General features: G+C 60.0%; 14 protein-coding genes and 1 pseudogene. 6 read left to right on the top strand and 9 right to left on the bottom strand.

The genetic code is table 11. The annotated features are described in order from the left end of the window. Positions 1-45: 45 nt before the first annotated feature. From IQK56_RS21290 to IQK56_RS21260, 7 genes are all read right to left on the bottom strand, one after another. Positions 46-1,152 (bottom strand): hypothetical protein, encoded by a 1,107-nt coding sequence (locus tag IQK56_RS21290; RefSeq protein ID WP_246500261.1) that lies wholly within the window; start codon positions 1,150-1,152, stop codon positions 46-48. 161 nt (positions 1,153-1,313) lie between these two features. Next, the gene (locus tag IQK56_RS21285; protein ID WP_193861748.1) at positions 1,314-2,960 is read right to left on the bottom strand and encodes a dipeptide ABC transporter ATP-binding protein; all 1,647 of its coding nucleotides are present in this window, start codon (positions 2,958-2,960) and stop codon (positions 1,314-1,316) included. 2 nt (positions 2,961-2,962) lie between these two features. Next, positions 2,963-3,799, bottom strand: coding sequence for an ABC transporter permease (locus tag IQK56_RS21280; RefSeq protein WP_150761490.1), 837 nt, complete (start codon positions 3,797-3,799; stop codon positions 2,963-2,965). Beyond that, the gene (locus IQK56_RS21275) at positions 3,796-4,749 is read right to left on the bottom strand and encodes an ABC transporter permease (protein WP_193861747.1); all 954 of its coding nucleotides are present in this window, start codon (positions 4,747-4,749) and stop codon (positions 3,796-3,798) included. Before IQK56_RS21275 ends, IQK56_RS21280 begins: the two co-directional genes overlap by 4 nt. A gap of 75 nt (positions 4,750-4,824) precedes the next feature. Next, positions 4,825-6,459: an ABC transporter substrate-binding protein gene (locus tag IQK56_RS21270; protein WP_150761488.1), complete on the bottom strand. Its 1,635-nt coding sequence runs from the start codon at positions 6,457-6,459 to the stop codon at positions 4,825-4,827. Between the two features lie 456 nt (positions 6,460-6,915). Further along, complete coding sequence (locus IQK56_RS21265; RefSeq protein WP_193861746.1) at positions 6,916-8,145, bottom strand: M24 family metallopeptidase; 1,230 nt, start codon at positions 8,143-8,145, stop codon at positions 6,916-6,918. A gap of 57 nt (positions 8,146-8,202) precedes the next feature. Beyond that, positions 8,203-9,084 carry a HalD/BesD family halogenase gene (locus IQK56_RS21260; protein WP_193901815.1) on the bottom strand — a complete coding sequence of 294 codons (882 nt, stop codon included), beginning with the start codon at positions 9,082-9,084 and terminating at the stop codon, positions 8,203-8,205. Between the two features lie 116 nt (positions 9,085-9,200). Here IQK56_RS21260 and IQK56_RS21255 point away from each other — a divergent pair, with 116 nt between their 5' ends. Next, positions 9,201-10,112: a LysR family transcriptional regulator gene (locus IQK56_RS21255; protein ID WP_193861745.1), complete on the top strand. Its 912-nt coding sequence runs from the start codon at positions 9,201-9,203 to the stop codon at positions 10,110-10,112. Here the strand turns inward: IQK56_RS21255 and IQK56_RS21250 are convergent. Then, positions 10,050-11,285: an MFS transporter gene (locus tag IQK56_RS21250; protein WP_193901814.1), complete on the bottom strand. Its 1,236-nt coding sequence runs from the start codon at positions 11,283-11,285 to the stop codon at positions 10,050-10,052. The two genes, IQK56_RS21255 and IQK56_RS21250, sit on opposite strands and share 63 nt — an antisense overlap. Before the next feature lie 345 nt (positions 11,286-11,630). On the opposite strand from IQK56_RS21250, the gene IQK56_RS21245 reads away from it, so the two are divergent. The 5 genes and pseudogenes from IQK56_RS21245 to IQK56_RS21225 all read left to right on the top strand — a co-directional run bounded on the left by IQK56_RS21245 (position 11,631) and on the right by IQK56_RS21225 (position 18,429). Then, a complete protein-coding gene (locus IQK56_RS21245) occupies positions 11,631-12,563 on the top strand; it encodes a LysR substrate-binding domain-containing protein (RefSeq protein WP_150761483.1) in 933 nt (310 codons plus the stop codon). A gap of 145 nt (positions 12,564-12,708) precedes the next feature. Next, on the top strand, positions 12,709-14,133 hold the full coding sequence (aldA, locus tag IQK56_RS21240; protein WP_193861744.1) for an aldehyde dehydrogenase: 1,425 nt from the start codon (positions 12,709-12,711) through the stop codon (positions 14,131-14,133). A gap of 83 nt (positions 14,134-14,216) precedes the next feature. Continuing rightward, on the top strand, positions 14,217-15,536 hold the full coding sequence (locus tag IQK56_RS21235; RefSeq protein ID WP_150761481.1) for an MFS transporter: 1,320 nt from the start codon (positions 14,217-14,219) through the stop codon (positions 15,534-15,536). Between the two features lies 1 nt (position 15,537). Beyond that, positions 15,538-16,754: pseudogene (locus IQK56_RS21230) on the top strand (mandelate racemase/muconate lactonizing enzyme family protein). A gap of 67 nt (positions 16,755-16,821) precedes the next feature. Beyond that, positions 16,822-18,429: a GMC family oxidoreductase gene (locus IQK56_RS21225; protein WP_150761479.1), complete on the top strand. Its 1,608-nt coding sequence runs from the start codon at positions 16,822-16,824 to the stop codon at positions 18,427-18,429. Positions 18,430-18,554: 125 nt separating this feature from the next. Here IQK56_RS21225 and bamA read toward each other — a convergent pair whose 3' ends face one another. Further along, positions 18,555-20,921 (bottom strand): outer membrane protein assembly factor BamA, encoded by a 2,367-nt coding sequence (gene bamA, locus IQK56_RS21220; protein ID WP_150761478.1) that lies wholly within the window; start codon positions 20,919-20,921, stop codon positions 18,555-18,557. Positions 20,922-21,000 lie beyond the last annotated feature (79 nt).

Raw genomic sequence — 21,000 nt, 5'->3', positions numbered from 1 at the left:
GGGCTTGCTCGCGAAGAGGCCTTCAGAAACGCCAGACAATCCGGATCAGAAGTAATACCCGATGTTCATGTATAGCTGGTTCTCCCACTGGTTACTCCCACCCGCCGCCAGACTTTGGGTGTAACTGCTGCCACCAATGTACGGGTCATTTTTGCCGTACAACCATTCCGTCGCGATCCACAGTTTGCTGAAGGAAAACGAGGTCCCCAGGATCAGCCGTTGCGACGTCTTGAACGCGTCGGCGGATTTGTCGAAGGCGCTGTAGTTGGCGTACAGCTTCACACCGCTGATCTGGTCGAACAGGTATTTGCCGGCGACGTCGTAGCTCAGGTCGGCGACGTACAAGTTGCCGCGACTGGCGACGTTGTAGGTGCCGTCGTACCCGCCGAGTGTGACCACTTCATCGCTGCCACGGTTGCGCGGCGACATTTGTTGCCGCGCCGCTTGCAGTTGCACGCCCCACGAGCCGTTCTTGCCGAGGTAGTGCACCGCCACCGCGTTGCGGCGGCCATCGTTATCGGTGTCCTTGTTTTCCAGGGTCGAGGTCAGGCCGGAGAGGCCGATTTCGGATTTCCACGCGCCCAGGTCCAGGGCCTTGGCCACGCGCAGCACCACGGTATTGCGTTCCTGGTTGTCGCTCCCGTCGCCCACGTAGCTGTCGGCCCCGGACACCACGCTGGAATACGTCACCCCTTTGCTTGTGCCTTTGCCTTGCCACGCCGGGCGCAGGTAGTAGCCGGCCTGGATATTCCAGTCGCCACTTTGCTGGATGTACTTGGCGCCGACTTGTTGCACATCTTCCAGGCCGATGACGTTGCCCAGGGTTTCGTAAAAGGTGCTGCCGAAGTAGGGCTGCAAACCGAATGGCACCGTGTTCAGGCCCACCTGCACTTGCTGGTCGGGATTGAACTTGTAGCCGACCCACGCGAACTTGGCGAACTGGATATCGCCGTAGTTCTTGGTGTACTGGTAAGGGTAGGAGCGTCCATAGAACCGATACTGCGCCTCACCGATCCAGGTGTCAGAGTTATATTTGGCGCTGAGGAACACCGTGTCCAGTCCGAACTTCTGGATGTCGCGGTCCGGATCGTAATCCCAGCGCGCCCGAATGGCACCGCCGAGGTCAAGGTTGTCGGTGACCTGCACGGCCATGGCTGGGGCCGCAAAGGCTCCGAGCAGCGGAATGAGAGCGATGGAACGGACCGCGATCTGGGTAGTTGTGCGCACAGTGATACTCCTGGTTTTTTAGTTATCGTTGGCAACAGCAGCCCATGGAGCAGCGAACGCTGCTACCTGGGAAAAGGGTTGTTGACTCAGCTGGCTTGCGGTCGAATCAGCCTTGGCGTTGGTTCGATGGCGCAAACCTGCGGGATCGCCGAAGCACCGGGTGCAGCCGCGAGCAGGGCCTGGGTGTAGGTGTTTTGCGGTCGCAGCAACACCTGTTCCGCCGTGCCGTACTCGACCACTTCGCCCTGGCGCATCACCGCGATGTAGTCACTGATTTGCGCCGCCACGCGCAGGTCGTGGGTGATGAACAAAATGCTCAGGTTGAGACGCTGTTGCAGCTCGGCGAGCAGCTCCAAAACCTGTTTTTGCACCGAGACATCCAGCGCCGATACGCTTTCATCCGCGATCAGCACTTCCGGTCGCATCGCCAGGGCACGGGCGATACCGATGCGCTGGCGCTGACCACCGGAGAACTGCCGGGGCTTGCGTTTGAGGGCATCACGCTTGAGCCCGACCTGTTCCAGCAGATCACCGGCCTCGGTCCACGCATCCTTGGCCGACAACCCGCGCAATTGCGCGGCGCGGGCGATGATGTCGCCGACCCGGTGCCGTGGATTGAGCGAGCCGTACGGGTCCTGGAAAATCATCTGGATCCTCCGCCGATTGGCCGCCAGCGCGGAACCGCGCAATGCCAGGAAATCCGTGTCACCCACCCAGACATGGCCGCTGTCGCTTTCCACCAGCCGAATGGCGGCTTTGACCAAGGTGCTTTTGCCCGAGCCGGACTCACCCACAATCGCCAGGGTCTTGCCCCGGGGCAGTTGCAGCGAGACATCCTTGAGCGCCGGGACCAAGCGGCCACTGACGTTGTAGGTCTTGGTCAAGTGCTCGATGCGCAACGCCAACTCACCGTCGGCGCACGGCGCGTGCAGCTCCGGGTGCAGGGCCGGAACAGCGGCGATCAACTTGCGGGTGTACGGGTGTCTCGGCGAGTTGAGGACTTGATCGCGCTCACCGATTTCCACCAGCACGCCGCCCTCCATCACGGCGATGCGGTCAGCGATTTCTGCCACCACGCCGAAGTCGTGGGTGATGAACAGGATGCCGTGCTGACCACGACCGCGCAGGTCGCGGACCAGTTTCAGCACCTGGGCCTGAGTGGTCACATCCAGCGCGGTGGTCGGTTCGTCGGCAATCAGCAGATCCGGGTTCATCGCCAGTGCCATGGCAATCACCACTCGTTGGCATTGGCCGCCCGAGAGTTGATGCGGGAAGCTGTTGGCAATCCGTGGCGGATCGGGCAGTTGTGTCGAATCCAGGAGGGCGAGCATGCGTTCACGGCGCTCCGTGGCGGGCATGTGCGGCGCGTGAATGTCGAAGATTTCCTCGACCTGCTGACCAATGCGAATCGCCGGGTTCAGCGCCGCCATTGGCTCCTGGAAAATCATTGCGATGCGGTTGCCGCGCAGCTTGCGCAGAGCGTTTTCATCCATGCGGCAGATATCCTCGCCGAGGAAATCAATCACGCCTTCACTGTGGCGCAGGCCCTTGGCGTAATCGCCCATGATCGCGGCCGAAAGCACCGATTTGCCGGAGCCCGACTCGCCGATTACACACAGAATTTCGCCTTTGCGTACATCCAGGCTGATGCCCTTGACGGCGTGGCTACGGTCAGCGCCGGCAGGCAGTTCGATGGAAAGGTTATCCACTTTCAATACGGGTTGATGGCTCATGCTCAGCTCCTTGCGCCTTTTTGGGCGTGTTCGTCCAGACCGTCCGCCAACAGGCTCAGGCCCAGCATCAGGGTGGAGATGGCAATGCACGGGAAGATCACCAAGTGCGGGAACGCGATGGCCATGCTGCGGCCTTCGTTGATCATGCCGCCCCAGTCCGGGGTCGGCGGCGGCAATCCGAGGCCGAGGAAACCAAGGGCGCCGATCATGATCGCGGTGTAGCCGATGCGCAGGCAGAAATCGACGATCAACGGGCCGCCGCAATTGGGCAGGATTTCCACCAGCATGATCCGCAGTGATCCTTCACCCTGGGTGATGGCGCTGAGCACGTAATCCCGTGAGCGGATGTCGATGGTCAGCGCGCGCATGATCCGGAAGATCGCCGGAGCGCTGGTGAAGGTCACCGCAATCAGGATGTTAAGCGCTGACGCGCCGAGGGCGATGATGATCACGATGTACAACACCAGCACCGGGAACGACAGCACGGTGTCGGCGACATAGGACAGTGCCGCATCGACCCAGCCATTGAAGTAGCCGGCGCACAGGCCCATGGCGATGCCCACGGCGAATGCGGTCAGCGTCGCCAGAATCGACCAGAACAACACGGTACGCGTGCCCCAGATCAGCCGCGAGAGAATGTCCCGGCCGATCATGTCGGTGCCCAGCAGAAAGTGCAGGCCGTCGCCATCCGGAGTCATCGGCGTCAGCAACGGGGTGAAGCTTTCCAGCGGATCATGGGGCGCCAGCCACGGTGCGAACAGCGCCATCAGCACCCAGCCGCCCACCAATAACAAACCGAGTAACGCCAAAGGATGCTTGAACGCATTAAGGAAGTTCATTGGCCACCTCCGCCAAGACTGCGCAACGTTATGCGCGGGTTGAGCCAGGTGTAGGCCAGGTCCGAGAAGATTTTGGTCGCGCCGACCACGATGCCACTGATCATCGCGCAGGCTTCGATCAGGTAGACATCGTGGTTCAACGACGCGGTGTACAGCAGCGAACCGAAACCCTTGTAGGCGAAAAACACCTCGACCACGATCACGTTCGACAGCAGCCACGGGATGTACAACATGATCACGGTGATGGGTGCGATCAACACGTTACGCAGGGCATGGCGCAACACGATGCGCGAGGTCGACGCGCCTTTGAGGCGGGCGGTGCGGATGTAGGGCGCCTGCATCACTTCGACCATCGAGGCCCGAGTAATACGCGCCAGATAACCGATGCCGAACAGGCACAGCACCATCAGCGGCAGAGCAAGTTCCACCGGATTAAAGCCGTCGCTCATGCTGCTCACGCCCGGCAGCCAGTTAAGCCAGAACACGAAGATTGCCGAGACAAACACCGCGCTGGCGAAGTCTGGGATCGAGGTGGTGACGATCGACAGAAACGACACCAATCGATCCACCGCCGAGCCTTGGCGAATCCCGGCCAGAATACCGAGTGTCAGCGCTACCGGTACCATCACGGCCAACGCTAATCCCGCGAGGATCAACGTTTGCCCGAGGTTCGGCAGCAGCAGATCAATCACCGGCTCCCGGAAATGCACCGAGGTGCCCCAGTCGCCGCTGAGAAAGTCCTTCAGCCACACCAGGTAGCGCCAGACGAAGGGTTGGTCGTAACCGTGTTCCACCAGCCATGCGGCGCGCTGGTCGGCGGCAGAGTAGGGGCCGAGGACGTTGATTGCGACGTCTTCGATATTCAGTTCCAACGCCAGGAACACGATCACTGACACCGACAGCAAGGTTGCCGCCAGCGCCAATAACTTGCGCAATAGAAATTCAGCCATGCTCGCACGCTCCGGCTAATCAAGGGATGGCGGCCCGCCGCAGCTGAGTGGGCGGGCTCGTTCGGGGCGCTTGAATCAGGCGCTCAGCCAGACTTGATCCATTGGGTAGAAATCCGAGGGGTGAACCTGGAACCCCTGGACCTTCTTGCTTGCGGCGGTGAATTTATCGCCCCAGAACGGCTGGACCATGACGCAGGCGTCTTGCAGGATCTGCTCGACGCTTTGCATCGCCGCGGCCCGTTGTTTCGGGTCGATGATGCCCATGGCTTTGTCCAGCGCTGCGTCGAACGCTGGGTCGCTGTAGTGGCTTTCATTCCAGGCCGCGCCGCTTCGGTAGGCCAGCTCCAGCGACATCACACCAAGCGGGCGGTGCGCCCAGTAGGTGAGGCTGAACGCGGCCTTGTCCCAGATCGGCCAGTATTGCGTGGCCGGGATCACTTTGAGGTTGATACGAATGCCGGCCTCGGCGCAGTTTTGTTGCAGGATCTGCGCGCAATCCTGCTCGTAGCGACCCTGAGTGTTGCCGACGATCAGGTCGATGTCGATGCCGTTCGGGTGGCCCGCTTCAGTAAGGAGTTTCTTCGCGCCTGATAGGTCACGCGCACGCTTTGGCAACGGAAAATATTCCGGGTGGGACGGGGCGACGTGGTGGTCTTCGCCTAGTGTGCCCATGCCGCGGTAGGCGATTTTCAGCATCTGCGCATTGTCGGCGCAGAGCACTACAGCTTTGCGGACCCGCACGTCATCGAATGGCTTCTGGTCGCAAGCCATGCGCATGACGATGGTTTGCGCCGATTTACAGGTCAGCAACTGCGCCCCGGGCAAGCGTTTCGCCAGATCCAGTTCGGCCACGGTCACCCGGTACAACACGTCCACTTGCCCGGCCTGCAGTGCCGCGAGATGGGTGGAAATGTCGGTACCCATGTCGACGTAGCGCAATTCGTCGAGGTTCGCCGGTTTGCGCCAGTAATCGGTGCGCTTGGCGAAAGTCGCCTGCTTGTTGACCGCGAACGACACCAGTTTGAACGGCCCGGTGCCCAGCGGGTTTTTCGCCCAGTCGTCACCGGCCTTGAAGCTGCGGTGGACGATCGCGCAGGTGAAGGCGTTGAGCATTTCCGGGATCGCCAGCATCGGTCGCTTGAGCACCAGGCGGAACTGGAAGTCACTGACTTTTTCGAAGGCTGTGATGTCCTGGAATGCAGTGCGGTTGACCGACTTGGAATCGGCGGCAATCCAGCGCTCGATGTTGTGCTGCACGTCCTCGACGTTGAAGGTGTCGCCGTTGCTCCACTTTACGTCCTGGCGTAGGTTGAAGGTCCAGGTTTTCAGGTCCTCGGACGGGCTCCAGCTCTCGGCCAGGTAGGGGTGAGTGATGTTGTCGGCGTCGACCCAGGTCAGGAATTCAAGGCTGTTGCGCAGCAGGTTGGAGGCTTCGATCCAGGTGATCAGCATCGGGTCCTGGATTTCCTGGATGGCGCAGGCAAACCGCAGGCTGCCGCCCTGGCGTGGCGTTACCGCGTCAGCGGCATGGGCCGAATTACCGAGCAGCGCGGAGCCGAGGAACGTACTGGCGCTGGCGGCGGTGATGCCCAGTAGCGCGGCGGTGCGCAGGAATTGGCGACGATTGATCTCGCCACTTTTGACTTGGGTGCACAGGTCGTTCACCGCTGGATGCGGCAGCGTGCCGTCCAGTGTCATTAAGTCTTTCATATGCCTCTCCGATAACGTGCAAAAGTGCGTTTTTCGACTGGCCGCAGAAGGGACGAGCGGCAGACGCGTTCGGTTCGATGAACCGAGACTGTCAGTGGCCGGCAGCGCAGAGGCGCAGGCGTGACAGGCGTGAAGCCGGCAGAAGAACAAGGCGCAACGAAATCAGAAGGACGCAGGCGAGGTATGACATAGGGCTGCTCTCATGTTGTTTTTATTAGAGATGCCCGCAGTTTTGTCATTTGGGCAACGATCGACAAACGATAAATTCAACGCTGAAACGTTCGATAAATGCATGTTACTGACCGTAAGAAAGGCTGCCGCGTGAGCTAGACAGGCCGGACGGAGGAAAGCGCGGGTACAAACACTGCGCAGTGGCCGCAAACGCCCCTTGTTCCGGGTGGGAACAAGGGGAAAAACGGACGGTGTCGAAGGAGGTGACGGCGCCGTCGGCGCAACTCAGCGCGGCATCAGGCGCGGATCGAACGGGTAGTCCGAGAGCAACTCGATGCCGTTTTCGTGGATGTAGATCTGCTCTTCGAGCTTGACCCCTTCGCCGCCTGCATCGTGGCCGATATAGCTTTCCACGCAGATAGTCATGCCGGCTTCGAACACCCCGTCGTAACCCAGCGCATCAATGTCTTCGCGGTGCACCACGTACGGGTATTCACCGGTCATGCCAACCCCGTGGGCCAGGGCGAAATAACGGTTGGCCTTGTAGTTGTCCGGGATTCTCCAGGCCAGCTCGGCGTATTCCTTGAAGCTGCGGCCGGCCTTGAGCATTTCCATGTTGGTCTGCACTTGTTCGTAGGCCAGTTTGTACAGCTCCTGTTGCTTGGCGGTGGCGGCTTGCTCGCCGCACAGGAAGGTCCGTGAAAAGTCCGCGTAGTAGCCGAAACGCCCGACAACATCGGTGTCCAGCGCTACCAGGTCACCGGCGTCGATGGGCCGGGTGCTGCATTCCTGGAACCACGGGTTGGTGCGCGGGCCGGAAGACAGCAGGCGGGTTTCGACGTAGTCGCCGTCGGTAGCGATGACGTGTTGGTGCAAGTGCGACCACAGTTCGTTTTCGCTGACGCCCGGCACCAGTTTGCTCTCCATCAAGCGCACGCCGGCCTCGGTGGCACGCAGGCTGGCGCGGATCATCTTCAGCTCGTTCGGCACTTTGATGCAGCGTGCGCGCTCCAGCGGTTCCTGGGCATCGAAAATCTGGTAGCCAAGTTTTTGCAGTTCGAACGCAGCGGCCGAGGTCGCGCTTTCGATGGCGATGCGCTTGTTGCCGCCGCCGTGCCTGCGCATCAATTCACCGATTTCAGCGGCCCATTCGGCAGTGACGTTATTCAGGAAGCTGTCGCAGAAGTAATAGGAGATGGCTTTGGCCGGGCGCACTTCGTCGACGGTGTTGAGCTGTTCCGCCAGGTGCAGGCAGCCACCGAATTCGAACACCACCACCGGGCCTTCTGCCGGGATGAAGGCGTAACGTGCCGGATTGCGCGCCGAGTACACCTGCATGTTGCGCGAGCCGGTGGCATAGCGCATGTGGGTCGGGTCGAACAGCACGCACGCGGCGTAGTCGCGTTTTTTCAGTTCGTTACGTACCCTTTGCAAGCGGTCGAGTTGGATCTGCTGGATCTCGTCGTACGTAGGTTCGCAGTCGGCGGGGTTGCGGTTAGGGCCGGACAAACTCATGGGGTGTTCCTCGCAGGGCAAATACGGTTGGTTTTTTCTAAGAATTTTTGGGATGAATCAGTCGAGCAACTTGTCGCTGCGCACCAGGTTGCGTTCGGCTTGCAGATGGGCTTCGGACAGGCGTCCGTAAAGCTGCTTGGTGCGCTGGGCACGGCCGATGATTCCGGGCTTTTCGGAGTAGGCGAAGATCGCCGTATTACGTTCAGTGGCGCCCTCGACGCGCGTTACCCGGTGCACCGAAAAGCGTCCCTTGAAGATCTGCAGGTCGCCGGGGTTGAGTTCCAGTTCCTGCACGCGGCTTCGATCGTCGCCGCGTACTACGTTGCCGACGGCGCCGAGGTTTTCCTGGCTGCGGGTGCGGATCATCGGCGCGTACTCGAACAGACCGCCGGCCTCAGGCTTCTGGGTCATCATGCTGACGATGAATTCGTTGGTATCGAAGTGCCAGGGCTGCTCAGTCCCTTCGGGCATCACGTTGATCACCAGCCCGGCGAACGGGTCGGCGTATTCGAAGATCTCCGGCTCGTTGAGGCAGGCACCGATAAATCGCTTCATCATCGGCGAGACGTACAGGCGATGAATGATCGCGTCCGGGGCAATCATGTCCCGCGTGACAAAACCGCTGGTGCGCTCCATGAATGTGCGGCGCGGGTCATCCTGGGGCAGGGCGGGGTCGTCTTCGGTGAAGTAGGCGTTGACCTTGCGCACCGAGTAAAAAGTCTTGCCCGACAGCGCCTGACCTTCGGCGCGGGCCTGTTGCAACGCCTCGGGCCGCAGGAAATTCTTCAGCAGGCAGCAACCGTCTTCGGCCAGTTCGGCACGGGCGTGTTCGATCAGCGCCTGCAACCGGACATGGCCCGAATCATGTATGGGGTATAACTCGGTATTTATAATATCGCTGATATCGCCCACTTCGGCGTCGGCAAGTTGAAGGCTCATGCAAGTCTCCTGGAACTATCAATTAACAGTGTTTGGCGTTGAGTCGATAGTTGCTTAAAGAGGTGTGAAGTGGAAATTACAAGTTGTGATCGAATCCATCGGCAGGGGCGATAGTTATGTCAGGCGAACTGGATGGAAGCTTACTGAAAGTGTTTGTCGCGATTATCGAGTGCCACGGATTTTCTGCGGCGGCCGAGCGCCTGCACAAAACCCAATCGACCATCAGCCAGAGTTTGCAGCGCCTGGAAGAGATCGTCGGCACGCCGTTGGTCCAACGCAGCAGTCGCTCGGTGAGCCTTACACCCGGTGGCGAGACATTTCTGATCTATGCGCGGCAGATCCTCAAGCTGCACGCCGATGCGATCAACGCCGTGCAACTGCCCGATGAGCAGGTGTGCATTCACGTCGGCATGCCCGAAGACTACGCCCAGTATTGCCTGGCCGGGGTGTTGCGCGACTTTCAGGCGCAGTTTCCTCACGTGCGGCCGGATATTTGTTGCGAGATGTCGACGGCGCTGGTCAGTCGTTTGCAACGCAGTGAACTGGACCTGGTGCTCGGCGTGCAACACGCCAATCTGCAACCGGGTGAATACCTGTGCGACGAACCTCTGGTGTGGGTGGCGGCTGAGGGGTGGTGCGCCGGTACGGATTCATCGGTGCCGCTGGCGGTGTATGCCGAGGGCTGCGCCTTTCGAGCCAACGCAGTGCGGGCGCTGGCCGAGGCCGGGCGGGCGTGGCATGTGGTTTACACCAGCCAGAGCCCGCGTGGCATCGGGATTGCCATCGAACAGGGGCATTCGGTCGGTGTCACGGCGCGACGCCTGGTGCCGGCGGGTTGGCAGGTGCTGGACGCGGCTCAGGGCTTCCCGCCGATTGAGCCGGCGCGGTTAATGTTCTGGCGTTCTCCTCAGCGCGAGGCGCAGGCGGTGGAGGCTTTGGTGGACATTTTGTCGCGCCGCTTAGGTTCAGACTGGCTGGCCGAGCGCCGGCTTACAACGTTGACGGCGGGCCATCATCCCCAGCAATAGCAGGCTGGCAGTGACCCAGCAGATGATCCAGCCGTGCACCAGGCCAAACTGCCCGGTGGCTTGCAGCAGCCAGCCGCACAGCCAATTGGCGGTGGCGCTGCCCAAGCCATAACCGACCATGCTCAGGCTCACCACTTGCAGGCTGTGCACGGGGCTCAAGCGTGCGCTGAGGTAGGCGGCCATCAAGCCCCAGACCGGGAAATAGAACAGCGCGAACAGCCCGGCCGCCAGCCATGTCAGGTTCAGGCTCGGTTGCCAGAGCAAGGCAAGCATCGCCAGGCCGAAGGCGCTGATGCTCAATGCCATCACCCTCAGTGCCCCCCAGCGATCCGCCAACGCGCCCAGTAACAAACCGCCTGCAACCCCGCCGATCCCGATCAGTGTCCACAGCGACCCGGTGACCTCTGCGTTGGCGCCCAGCCGTCCGCTGGCAAACGCCGAGAGGAAATTCAGGAAAGGACCGCTGATCCCACCTATGAAGGCGCTGAGCAACAGTATGTGCAGCGCCACCGGGTATTCCAGGCACAGGTTCACCCATTGTCTGAGGACCGGGCGTAGCGACGGCGCGCTGCTTTGCTTGATGTGTTGGCCTGTCGCCAACGGCGCCAAGGCCCAAAAGGTCAGTAGTGTGACAATCAAGGTCAGCCCGGCGCACATCAGCCAGAAGTACTGCAACGAGATACCCCGCAACAGGGCGATCAGCACACCGTTAAGGCAGATCGCGAACGCTGCGCCCGACGACGCCAGGCCCAGCACGCGGCTGCGGTGGGATGCGGGGATCACTTCGCCGACCAGTGCGGCGATGGCGTTCCAATTCGATACGGCGCAGGCCGAGACCAGTGCCAGGCATAGCGCGAACGGCAGCACCCACGGGGTAGCGACCGCCAGCGCCAGCAGCGCCGGGCTCAAGGCCATCGTCAGCTTTACCATGTTGCGCGGGCTGATCCACGCCGCGGCGACGCCGCTGACAATTGATGCGCCCATGTAGAACAGTTGCAGCAGCGCCGCGATGAGCGCGGCCTGGCTGTAGCTCAGCTCGAATACCTGGCGTATCTGCGGTAATAAGGCCGAATAAAGGAAGATACTGAAGCCGTGGGTGGTGGCGTTACACGCCGTAAAGATAAGCGCCAATAAAACAATACTTCTTGTGGGTGAGTGGGTGTTTGTTGGCATGGTTTGGCTCGGTCAATTTAAGTGCGATAGATTGGGGCGAAAGTGCAAGGTCTGCCCTATGTAAGTGCGTTGGTTTTAGTCGGGTGTTTAATTGAAAATAAGACTAGCGTTTATATAAATAAAACAGCCAGTGCTTAATAGTCATGAGTGGGCTGCAAAATACGCATGCTATTTATACGTCAGCGACAGTGGCAGGGCGCAAACCGACGTAATTGAATAGTGCCGATCACCTGTGGGGGGAGCGAGGAAATCTCCCCGCACAACACAAAAATGCATGTTACTCAGGAAATTTCCCGCAAGCCGTGGGATGCTTATGGCTCGTCAGCCCCAGCGCGAGTACTGTTTATGAAACGCAAAATGCCCGCGCTCAACGCGCTCAAAGCCTTCGAAGTGGCCGGCAGTACCGGCAGTTTTACCCGGGCGGCGGAACTGCTCAATGTCACCCAAAGTGCCGTCAGCCGCCAGGTGCGCCAGCTTGAAGAACAGCTCGGCGAGAATCTGTTGGAACGCCGGCATCATCACCTTGAACTGACCAGCGCCGGCCGGGTTTTGCTGCGGGCGCTGCATCAATCCTTCGACAAAATCGAGCTGACGGTGCGTAGCATCCAGCAGAAGTCCCACGCCAATCGCCTGCACATCAACGCACCGCCAACCTTCACCAGCCGCTGGTTGATGCCGCGCCTGGGGCGGCTGCGGGAGAAACACCCCGAATTGGAGCTGAGCATCACCACGCGTTTGCAGGATAGCTTGGCGCAAACCAGCACCCTGGACTGCGCGATCCGCTTTGGCGATGGCGAATGGGATGGGCTGGACAGCTCGCTGCTGATTCAGGAACGGCACATCGCGGTGTGCGCGCCGTCGTTGTATGCGCGGGAAGCGAGCGAGGGCGGTATCGACCTTAATCGCCTGACCTTGCTGCATGTGTTGGCCAGGGAAGACCAGCGTTACCTGACCTGGAAACACTGGCTCGACGCGGCGAAAATCAGCGGTGTCGATACTCAGGGCGGCTATGAGTTCGACCTGCTGGACCTGGCGATTCGCGCCGCCACTGACGGGTTGGGCATCGCCATTGCTGACTGGCACATGGTTGCTCCGGAGCTGGCCAGCGGGCAGTTGACCCAGGTACTGAACGTGCATGTGGAAGGGCATCAATCCTACTGGCTGGTGACTCGGCCGGAGCAGACCTTGCTGCCGCAATTGCAGGTGTTCAGCCAGTGGTTGCAGGAGGAAATCTGGTTGGCGCAAAGGCAGCTCGAACCCTCCACCGCCGCCAGCTGAGCTCCCCAGCCCTCACGGGAAATTTGACGCCCTCAGGGGTAACCTGCATTTTTTGAATGTTACGCCGCTCAATAAATCGTTTGTTCAACCCCCTCAGGATGCCAAAACTGCGGGAACTGGATAAAAACAACGATGGGCGATTCACATGCGACTTGAGCGAAACTTTGTAAACGGTCACTTCATTGAGCCTGCCAGCGATGCGCTGATTGCAGTCTACAACCCGGCGACCGAAGCCTTGGTCGGTCAGGTTTCGGCCGCCACCCGCGCTGAAGCTACTGCCGCTGTTGAGGCTGCTGCCGCCGCTCAGAAGCGCTGGGGCAAGCTCACCAGCATCGAACGCGCCAACCATTTGCGTTCATTCGCTGACGCCTTGGAAGCCTGCGCCGAGAGCATCGGTGCCGCCCTGGCCGCCGAGTCCGGCAAAAGTGTCAGCGACGCCAGCAACGAAGCCCGTTACGCCGCGCAAATCACCCGTTACCACGCCGAGTGGGCGCGGCGGATCGAAGGCGAGATCATTCCCAGTGACACCCCGAACGAAAACCTCTTCCTGCACCGCGAGCCGATTGGCGTGGTCGCGTGCCTGATTCCGTTCAACTACCCGGTCTACACCTTGCTGCGCAAAATCGCCCCGGCACTGATTGCCGGTAATACCGTGGTGGTGCGCCCCAGCAACAACACCCCGACCTCGGCGTTTGAAATCGCCAAGGCTGTGCAGAAATCCGGTCTGCCCGCGGGCGTGGTCAACATCCTGACCATGGACCATGCCACCGCCGCAGCGGTGTGCACCCACACAGCGGTCGGTTTGATCACCCTGACCGGCAGCGTCAACGCCGGGCGCATCGTGCTCGATTATTGCAAGGCCAACATCGCCAAGCCGTCCCTGGAACTGGGCGGTAAAACCCCGGCAATCATTGAAGCCGACGCTGACCTTGACGCCGCCGCCAGCGCTATCGTCGCGTCCAAGACCACTCACTGCGGTCAGTTGTGCACGGCGGTGGAGCGGGTCTACGTGCAGGAAAGTGTCTACGAACAATTCCTCGCGTTGCTCAAAGCCAAAATCAGCGCCGTGAAGTTTGGCGACCGCGCCATCGACGCCAGCTTGATGGGCCCGTTGGTCAACGCAAGCTCGCAGCAAAACATCCACGCCATGGTCGAGCGCGCCGTCATTGACGGTGCTGTACTGGAAACAGGCGGCTTCATTCCAGAGGGCAACGGCCATTTCTACCCGCCGACGCTGCTGAGCAACTGCCGCCAGGATATGGAAATCATCCAGGAAGAAATCTTCGGCCCGGTGCTGCCAGTGCTCAAGTACCGCGACATAGAAGAAGCGCTGGCCATGGCCAACGACCATCAGTTCGGCCTGTCATCGGTGCTGTACACCGAAAACTATCGCACCACCCTGAAAGTCGCCAACTCCATCGAGGCCGGCGAGTTGTACGTCAACCGGACCCCGGCCGACCCCTATCAAGGCTTCCACGCCGGGTGGAAACGCTCGGGCCTTGGCGGCGACGACGGCAAGCACGGCATGCTCGAATTCACCCAGACCCGACTTGTAGTCATGCATTACTGAGCCACCCGCAGCACGCCTCACGCCAAACCTATAAAAACAATTATTGGAGCGCCCGGACCACCGGGCTGCCCGAGGTCTCACAGATGTCCAAGTCTACAACCGCTGTTGGCGCTGTTCAGGGTTCGAACGCGGGTGCAAAAAGCCACAGTGACACGGGAAGTCGCTACGTCCAGTTGATGCTGCTGGTGCTGGCCGCCGGGGCTATTTACCCGATCCTGTACCTGCGTCAGGTCTACCAGACGACCATGCTCGAGGTGTTCCAGATCAACCATAGCGAGTTGGGTTATCTGTACTCGATGCTGGGGACGATCTTCTTGCTCAGCTACTTACCGAGTGGCTGGCTGGCAGACCGGATCGCGCCACGGTTTTTGGTTTTCTTTTCGCTGGTGGCCACCGGAGCCTTGGGGCTCTGGTACTCCACGGCACCATCGATGACCGGGCTGATGATCATCTTCGGTTGCTGGGGCCTGACCACCGGCCTGACGTTCTGGGCCTCGGTGCTCAAGCGGGTGAAGATGATCGCCCATCACACTGAACAGGGCCGGTTCTTCGGCATCCTCGATGGCGGTCGCGGCCTGGTCGAGGCGTTGCTCGCAACGGTTGCCCTGGGGCTGTTCGCGTTCGCCACTGAGACCCGTGGCGAGTCCGCCGCTGAAGGTTTCAAGCACGTGGTCTACCTCTACGCCTTCACCTGTATCGCCATCGGCTGTGTGCTGGTGCTGATCAGGGACCCGAAGTCAATGGCGGACACCGCGCCAGTGGAAAAGGGTAAATACAACCTGCTCAGCGACCTGGCCACACTGGTGAGAATCCCCGAGCTGTGGCTGGTGACGGCCATCGTGTTCTGCGGTTACCACATATTCTGGGCGACCTACAGCTTCTCGGATTATTTGCAGGGCGGCGGCATGACCGCCGTCATGGCCGGCACTATCACCACCATCAAGCTGTGGATGCGCCCGATTGGCGGTATCGGTGGCGGCTGGCTCGGTGACAGGTTCTCGAACATTTCGGTGCTGATCGTGGCGCTGTTCCTCGCAACCCTGGCGATGGTCGGCCTGATCGTGTTTCCGGCGCTCAACAGCATGGGCCTGTTGATTGGTACGGTGATTTTCATCGGCCTGATGACTTACGCGATCCGCGGTTTGTATTGGGCGATCCTCGACACCTGCAATATTCCACTGCGCATTACCGGCCTGGCCATCGGTATTGTCTCGGTGGTCGGTTACCTGCCGGACGCCTTTATTCCATTGATCAACGGCTACCTTACCGAGCACTTCCCCGGTGCCCTTGGTTACAAGCTGTATTTCGGCTACATCGCCTCCGTCGGCCTGATCGGGACCCTCGCGGCCCTGACCTTGCGCGCGCGTATCAATCGTCAATCTTCGAATAAAACAGGTGCCTGAGATGAAAATCGTCGCCCTTGAAACCCATATTGTTGCCGTCCCGCCACCGCACATCGGCGGTATGTATTGGCTGTTCGTCAAGCTCAAGACCGATTGCGGCATTGAGGGTGTCGGCGAAATATACGCTGCGACCTTCGGCCCCAAAGCCATGCTGCCGATCATCGAAGACGTGTTTGAACGCTACTTGCTCAACCACGACCCCCATCACATCGAACGCTTTTTCCGTCAGGCCTATTCGAGCGGTTTCACCCAGCGCCCCGACCTGACCATGATGGGCGTGGTCAGCGGCCTGGAGATGGCCTGCTGGGACATCATCGGCAAAGCGGCGAACAAGCCGGTCTATGAATTGCTTGGCGGCAAGGTCAATGAGCGTCTGCGTTCCTACACCTACCTGTACCCGGTCAACAGCCAGGGCGAGTACGACTACGACGATCCGGACCTGGCTGCCGAATGCGCCATCGAGAACATGAATAAAGGCTTCACCGCCGTGAAGTTCGACCCGGCCGGCCGTACACCGCGTACTCCGGGCACCAGATTTCGCTGGAAGTGCTGGAGCGCTGCGAAACCTTCTGCCGCAAGATCCGCGAAGCGGTGGGCGACAAGTGCGACCTGCTGTTCGGCACCCACGGGCAAATGGTCCCGTCCTCGGCGATTCGCCTGGCCAAGCGTCTGGAGAAGTACGACCCGTTGTGGTTTGAAGAGCCAGTTCCACCGGGGCAGGAGGAGGCGATGGCGCAAGTCGCGGCCAAGACCACTATTCCGATTGCTACGGGCGAGCGGCTGACCACCAAGTACGAATTCTTCAAGCTGTTGCAGGCTGGCGGTGCGTCGATTCTGCAAATGAACGTCGCCCGTTGTGGCGGGCTGCTGGAAGCCAAGAAGATCGCGAGCATGGCCGAGGCCTATTACGCGCAGATCGCACCGCATCTTTATAACGGGCCGATTGGCGCGGCGGCGAGTTTCCAGTTGGCAACCTGTACCCCGAATTTCCTGATCCAGGAAAGCATCATGACCTGGGGCGGCTTCCACGCCGAAGTGCTGACCAAGCCACTGCAATGGGAGGACGGCTACATCATCCCGTCCACCGAGCCTGGCCTTGGGGTGGAGCTGAACATGGAGGTGGTGCGCAAGCATTCGCCATATACCGGTGAGCGTTTGCACCTGCAAATGGCGCCGGCCCCGGCAGACGTCAAAGACACATCGCCGGCCAGAGGCTGACGGGACTTCCCGTAGTTCCGTAGCGGGACGGGTGTTTTTTAAATAACGACTTACGCGGTAACCGTGCATGACATACGACTACATCATCGCTGGCGCAGGCGCAGCCGGCTGCATCCTCGCCAACCGGCTATCGGCCAGCGGCAAATACACGGTGCTGCTGCTGGAAGCGGGCGGCAAGGACAGTTCGCTGTGGTTCAAGATCCCGGTCGGCTTCGCCAAGATGTATTACAACCCGACCTTCAACTGGATGTACTACAGCCAGCCGCAAAAGCAGCTCAATAATCGTGAAATTTATGCGCCGCGCGGTAAGGTCCAAGGCGGTTCGGGCTCTATCAATGCGATGGTCTACGTCCGTGGCCAGGCCCATGACTTCGACGATTGGGCCGCCAACGGCAACGATGGCTGGAGTTTTAAGGACGTGTTGCCGTATTTTCGCAAACTGGAAAACCACCCGTTGGGCGAAAGCGAATACCACGGCGGCAGCGGCCCGATCAGCATCACTCCGATGAAGGGAGAGACCCATCCGATCTGCGATGTGTTCCTCAAGGGTTGCGATGAACTCGGTTACCCGCATAGTGACGACTTCAACGGACCGAAATTCGAAGGCTCGGGTATCTACGATGTCAACACCAAGGACGGCCAGCGCAGCTCCAGTAGTTTTGCGCATCTGCATCCCGCACTCGGCCGCCCGAACCTGACGGTCGAGCATTACGCGCTGGTGGATCGGGTGGTGTTCGAGAACGAGCGGGCCAGCGGTATTTCCGTGACCCAACACGGCGTGGTCCGCACTTTCCAGGCACGCAAGGAGGTGATCCTCTGCGCTGGTGCCGTCGACACACCGAAGATTCTGCAACTATCCGGTGTCGCCGATCGGGCGTTGCTGGCCAGGCACCAGATTCCGCTAGTCAAGCACCTGCCGGCGGTGGGGCAGAACCTTCAGGATCACTTGTGCGCCAGCTACTACTACAAGGCCAATATCCCGACGCTTAATGACCAGCTCAGCTCGCTGTTCGGGCAGTTCAAGCTCGGCCTCAAATACCTGCTGACCCGCAAGGGTGCCTTGGCGATGAGCGTCAACCAGGCCGGTGGTTTCTTCCGTGGCAACGAGGCGCAGGCCAACCCGAACCTTCAGCTGTACTTCAATCCACTGTCGTACCAGATTCCGAAAAACAACAAGGCCAGCCTCAAGCCCGAGCCGTATTCCGGCTTCCTGCTATGTTTCAACCCATGCCGGCCGACGAGTCGCGGGCATATCGAGATCAAGTCGAAGAACCCCCGGGACGCTGCGCTGATCGATCCCAATTACCTGAGCACACAAAAGGACATCGACGAAGTGATCCAGGGCAGTCGGCTGATGCGCAACATCATGCAGGCGCCGGCCTTGAAAAGCATCACGGTTGCAGAAGTACTCCCGGGGCCGATGGTCGAAAGCGATGAGCAGATGCTGCAGTACTTTCGCGAAAACAGCGGTTCGATCTATCACCTGTGCGGCTCGTGCGCGATGGGGGCGGATGTGCAGACGTCAGTGGTCGATAAACGGCTTAAAGTCCATGGCCTCGATGGTCTGCGCATTGTCGATGCGTCGATTTTTCCCAATGTGACGAGCGGCAATACCCACGCCGCCGTACTGATGGTGGCGGAGAAGGGCGCCGACCTGATTTTGCAGGACGCCTGATTCGTTGCCAGATTGATCGAAAAACGTTGGCGCTGACCATAGAGCGGATTTCCCCTACTTTACCCCCACAAAAGGACTGGCTCAGGGTGCAATCTTCATCTGATACCAAGGGTGTGGCGTGCCTCTCAAAACGTCTGCCCCATGGAAAACTGAAACACCTGCTTGTCCGCATTCTCCGGCGTTCGAATCGGATACGCCAAGTTCACGCTCAGCGGCCCCAACGGGCTGTACCACGTCACGCCGACGCCCACCGAGCTGGCCATCTGGCTCAAATCCACGCTGCCACAGCCCTGGGTGGTGCTCAGGTAGCACTTGTCCGAATACACCGTGCCGACATCCCAGAACACTGAGGTGCGTACGGATTTGTTGTCTTTGATAAACGGCACCGGGAACAGGTATTCAGCACCGCCGGTGATCAGGATATTGCCGCCCAGGGCCTCGGTGTCGCGGTCGGTGTAATACGCCTGGCCGGCGCTGGAATAGGTGCCGGTGGCCGGGGTGTTGCGTGGGCCGAGGGTGCCGCTTTCAAAGCCACGCACCGTACCTTCGCCGCCTGCCGTGTAGGTTTCATAGAAGGGCAGGCTATCCGTCGAGCCATATCCGTTGCCGTAGCCGAGCTTGGTATGGAAGCGCAGCGATGTGTTGTTGCTGACAGGCAGGAAGGTCTGCCCGGAGTAGTCGATTTTGTAGAAACTCAGGTCGCTGCCGGGCACCGTTACCATCAGGTTGAGGTTCTGCGAATGGCCGCGGGTGGCCAGTACGCCTTTATTCAACGTCGACTCCGACCAGCCCAGGTTGGCCTTGAAATTGGTGAATTCCTTGCCTTCGCGGTCGACAAAGTCGTAGATCTCGTCGGCGCTGTAGGTGCCCGGCTCGATGCTGTCGTGTTGCGCCGTCAGGCCAACACTCAGGCGCGAGGTTTCATTGATCGGGTAGCCGAGGGTCGCGCCAAGGCCAAAGCTATTGATCGCGTAATAGGACACCCCGTCATCGTAGTACTTGTTGTAGTCAGTCTTGCTGTAGAACGCGTTGTAGCCCAGGCTCACCCCGTCGGTGGTGAAGTAGGGGTCGGTAAAGCCGATGTTGTACTTGCTCTGGTACGACGAGCGGGTCAGCCCAAGGCTGGCGGAATTGCCGGTGCCCAGGAAGTTGCTCTGGCTGATCGAGCCGCCGAGGATCAGGCCGGCACTCTGGGCGAAACCGACACTGGCGGTAATCGAGCCGGACGCTTGTTCTTCCACGGTGTAGTTCACGTCCAGTTGGTCATCCACACCGGCGACTGCCGGGGTCTGCACGTTCACTTCCTTGAAGAAGCCCAGGCGGTCAAGGCGTACCTTGGACTGGTCGATCAAGTAGGTGGACGCCCAGCCGCCTTCCATCTGGCGCATTTCGCGGCGCAGTACCTTGTCGTCGGTCTTGGTGTTACCCCGGAAATTGAGCCGGTTGACGTAAGCCCGCTTGCCAGGGTCGACGCTGAAGGTGACGTCCACCGTGTGGTCTTCTTCATGGGCCTGCGGTACGCCGTTGACGTTGGCGAAGGTGTAGCCCTCGTTACCCAGGCGACGGGTGATCAAGTCCGAGGTGGTGGTCATCAACTTGCGCGAAAACACTTGGCCCTTTTGGACCAGCAGCAGCGAACTCACCTGATCTTCAGGGACCTTCAGCTCGCCACTCAGTGTTACCGAGCGCACCGTGTATTTCTGGCCTTCCTGGATGTTCACGGTGATGTACACGTGCTTCTTGTCCGGGGTCATGGACACCTGGGTCGAGGCGATATCCATGTTGATATAGCCGCGATCCAGGTAGTAGGAGCGCAGCCGTTCGAGGTCGCCGGAGAGTTTCTCGCGGGCGTACTTATCGTCGTTCTTGAAAAACGACAGCCAGTTGCTGGTCTTGAGGGTGAACTGGTCGATCAACGCCTCGTCAGGGAACACCGTATTACCCACCACGTTGATGTGCTGGATCGACGCCACTTCGCCCTCGTCAATCTTGATCTTCACCCCCACGCGGTTACGCGGCTGGGCCACGACCTCGGTGTCGACCGATGCCGAATAGCGCCCCTGGGCCACGTACTGGCGCTGCAATTCATTGCGCACGCCTTCGAGCGTGGCACGCTGGAAAATCTCGCCCTCGGCCAGGCCGGATTGCTTCATGCCTTTCATCAGGTCGTCGGTCGAGATCGCCTTGTTGCCCTCGAACACGATACTGGCAACCGAGGGCCGCTCGACTACATTGATAATCAGCACATCGCCTTCGCGGCTCAGTTGGATGTCCTGGAAAAACCCGGTCTTGAACAATGCGCGGGTCGAGTCCACCAGGCGCCGGTCATCGGCTTCATCGCCTACGTTCAAGGGCAATGCGCCGAACACACTGCCGGCAGAGACCCGTTGCAGGCCGTTGATTCGGATATCCGAGATTTTAAAACCCTGGGCGAGGGCCAGTGAGGCATTGAGCAGCAGCGCAACCGAGCAGAGCAGGCGCGAAAAATTCATCAAGATCTTTTCCAGAATACAGCGCCGGCGCGGCCGGACGGGTGAACGTGCAGCTTAAGAGCGTGCGGCGTTTGATGCG

Source organism: Pseudomonas cyclaminis (assembly GCF_015163715.1).
Taxonomy (GTDB): domain Bacteria; phylum Pseudomonadota; class Gammaproteobacteria; order Pseudomonadales; family Pseudomonadaceae; genus Aquipseudomonas; species Aquipseudomonas cyclaminis.
Note: the sequence above shows the minus strand (reverse complement) of the source record. Positions and strands in the feature narration are given on the sequence as shown.

Coding starts and splice junctions, on each gene's coding strand:
- IQK56_RS21275 (WP_193861747.1), bottom strand. CDS start 4,749: ATGGCTGAATTTCTATTGCGCAAGTTATTGGCGCTGGCGGCAACCTTG.
- IQK56_RS21255 (WP_193861745.1), top strand. CDS start 9,201: ATGTCAGGCGAACTGGATGGAAGCTTACTGAAAGTGTTTGTCGCGATT.
- IQK56_RS21235 (WP_150761481.1), top strand. CDS start 14,217: ATGTCCAAGTCTACAACCGCTGTTGGCGCTGTTCAGGGTTCGAACGCG.
- IQK56_RS21250 (WP_193901814.1), bottom strand. CDS start 11,285: ATGCCAACAAACACCCACTCACCCACAAGAAGTATTGTTTTATTGGCG.
- IQK56_RS21225 (WP_150761479.1), top strand. CDS start 16,822: ATGACATACGACTACATCATCGCTGGCGCAGGCGCAGCCGGCTGCATC.
- IQK56_RS21245 (WP_150761483.1), top strand. CDS start 11,631: ATGAAACGCAAAATGCCCGCGCTCAACGCGCTCAAAGCCTTCGAAGTG.
- IQK56_RS21280 (WP_150761490.1), bottom strand. CDS start 3,799: ATGAACTTCCTTAATGCGTTCAAGCATCCTTTGGCGTTACTCGGTTTG.
- IQK56_RS21260 (WP_193901815.1), bottom strand. CDS start 9,084: ATGAGCCTTCAACTTGCCGACGCCGAAGTGGGCGATATCAGCGATATT.
- IQK56_RS21290 (WP_246500261.1), bottom strand. CDS start 1,152: ATGGCCGTGCAGGTCACCGACAACCTTGACCTCGGCGGTGCCATTCGG.
- IQK56_RS21265 (WP_193861746.1), bottom strand. CDS start 8,145: ATGAGTTTGTCCGGCCCTAACCGCAACCCCGCCGACTGCGAACCTACG.
- aldA (WP_193861744.1), top strand. CDS start 12,709: ATGCGACTTGAGCGAAACTTTGTAAACGGTCACTTCATTGAGCCTGCC.
- IQK56_RS21285 (WP_193861748.1), bottom strand. CDS start 2,960: ATGAGCCATCAACCCGTATTGAAAGTGGATAACCTTTCCATCGAACTG.
- IQK56_RS21270 (WP_150761488.1), bottom strand. CDS start 6,459: ATGAAAGACTTAATGACACTGGACGGCACGCTGCCGCATCCAGCGGTG.
- bamA (WP_150761478.1), bottom strand. CDS start 20,921: ATGAATTTTTCGCGCCTGCTCTGCTCGGTTGCGCTGCTGCTCAATGCC.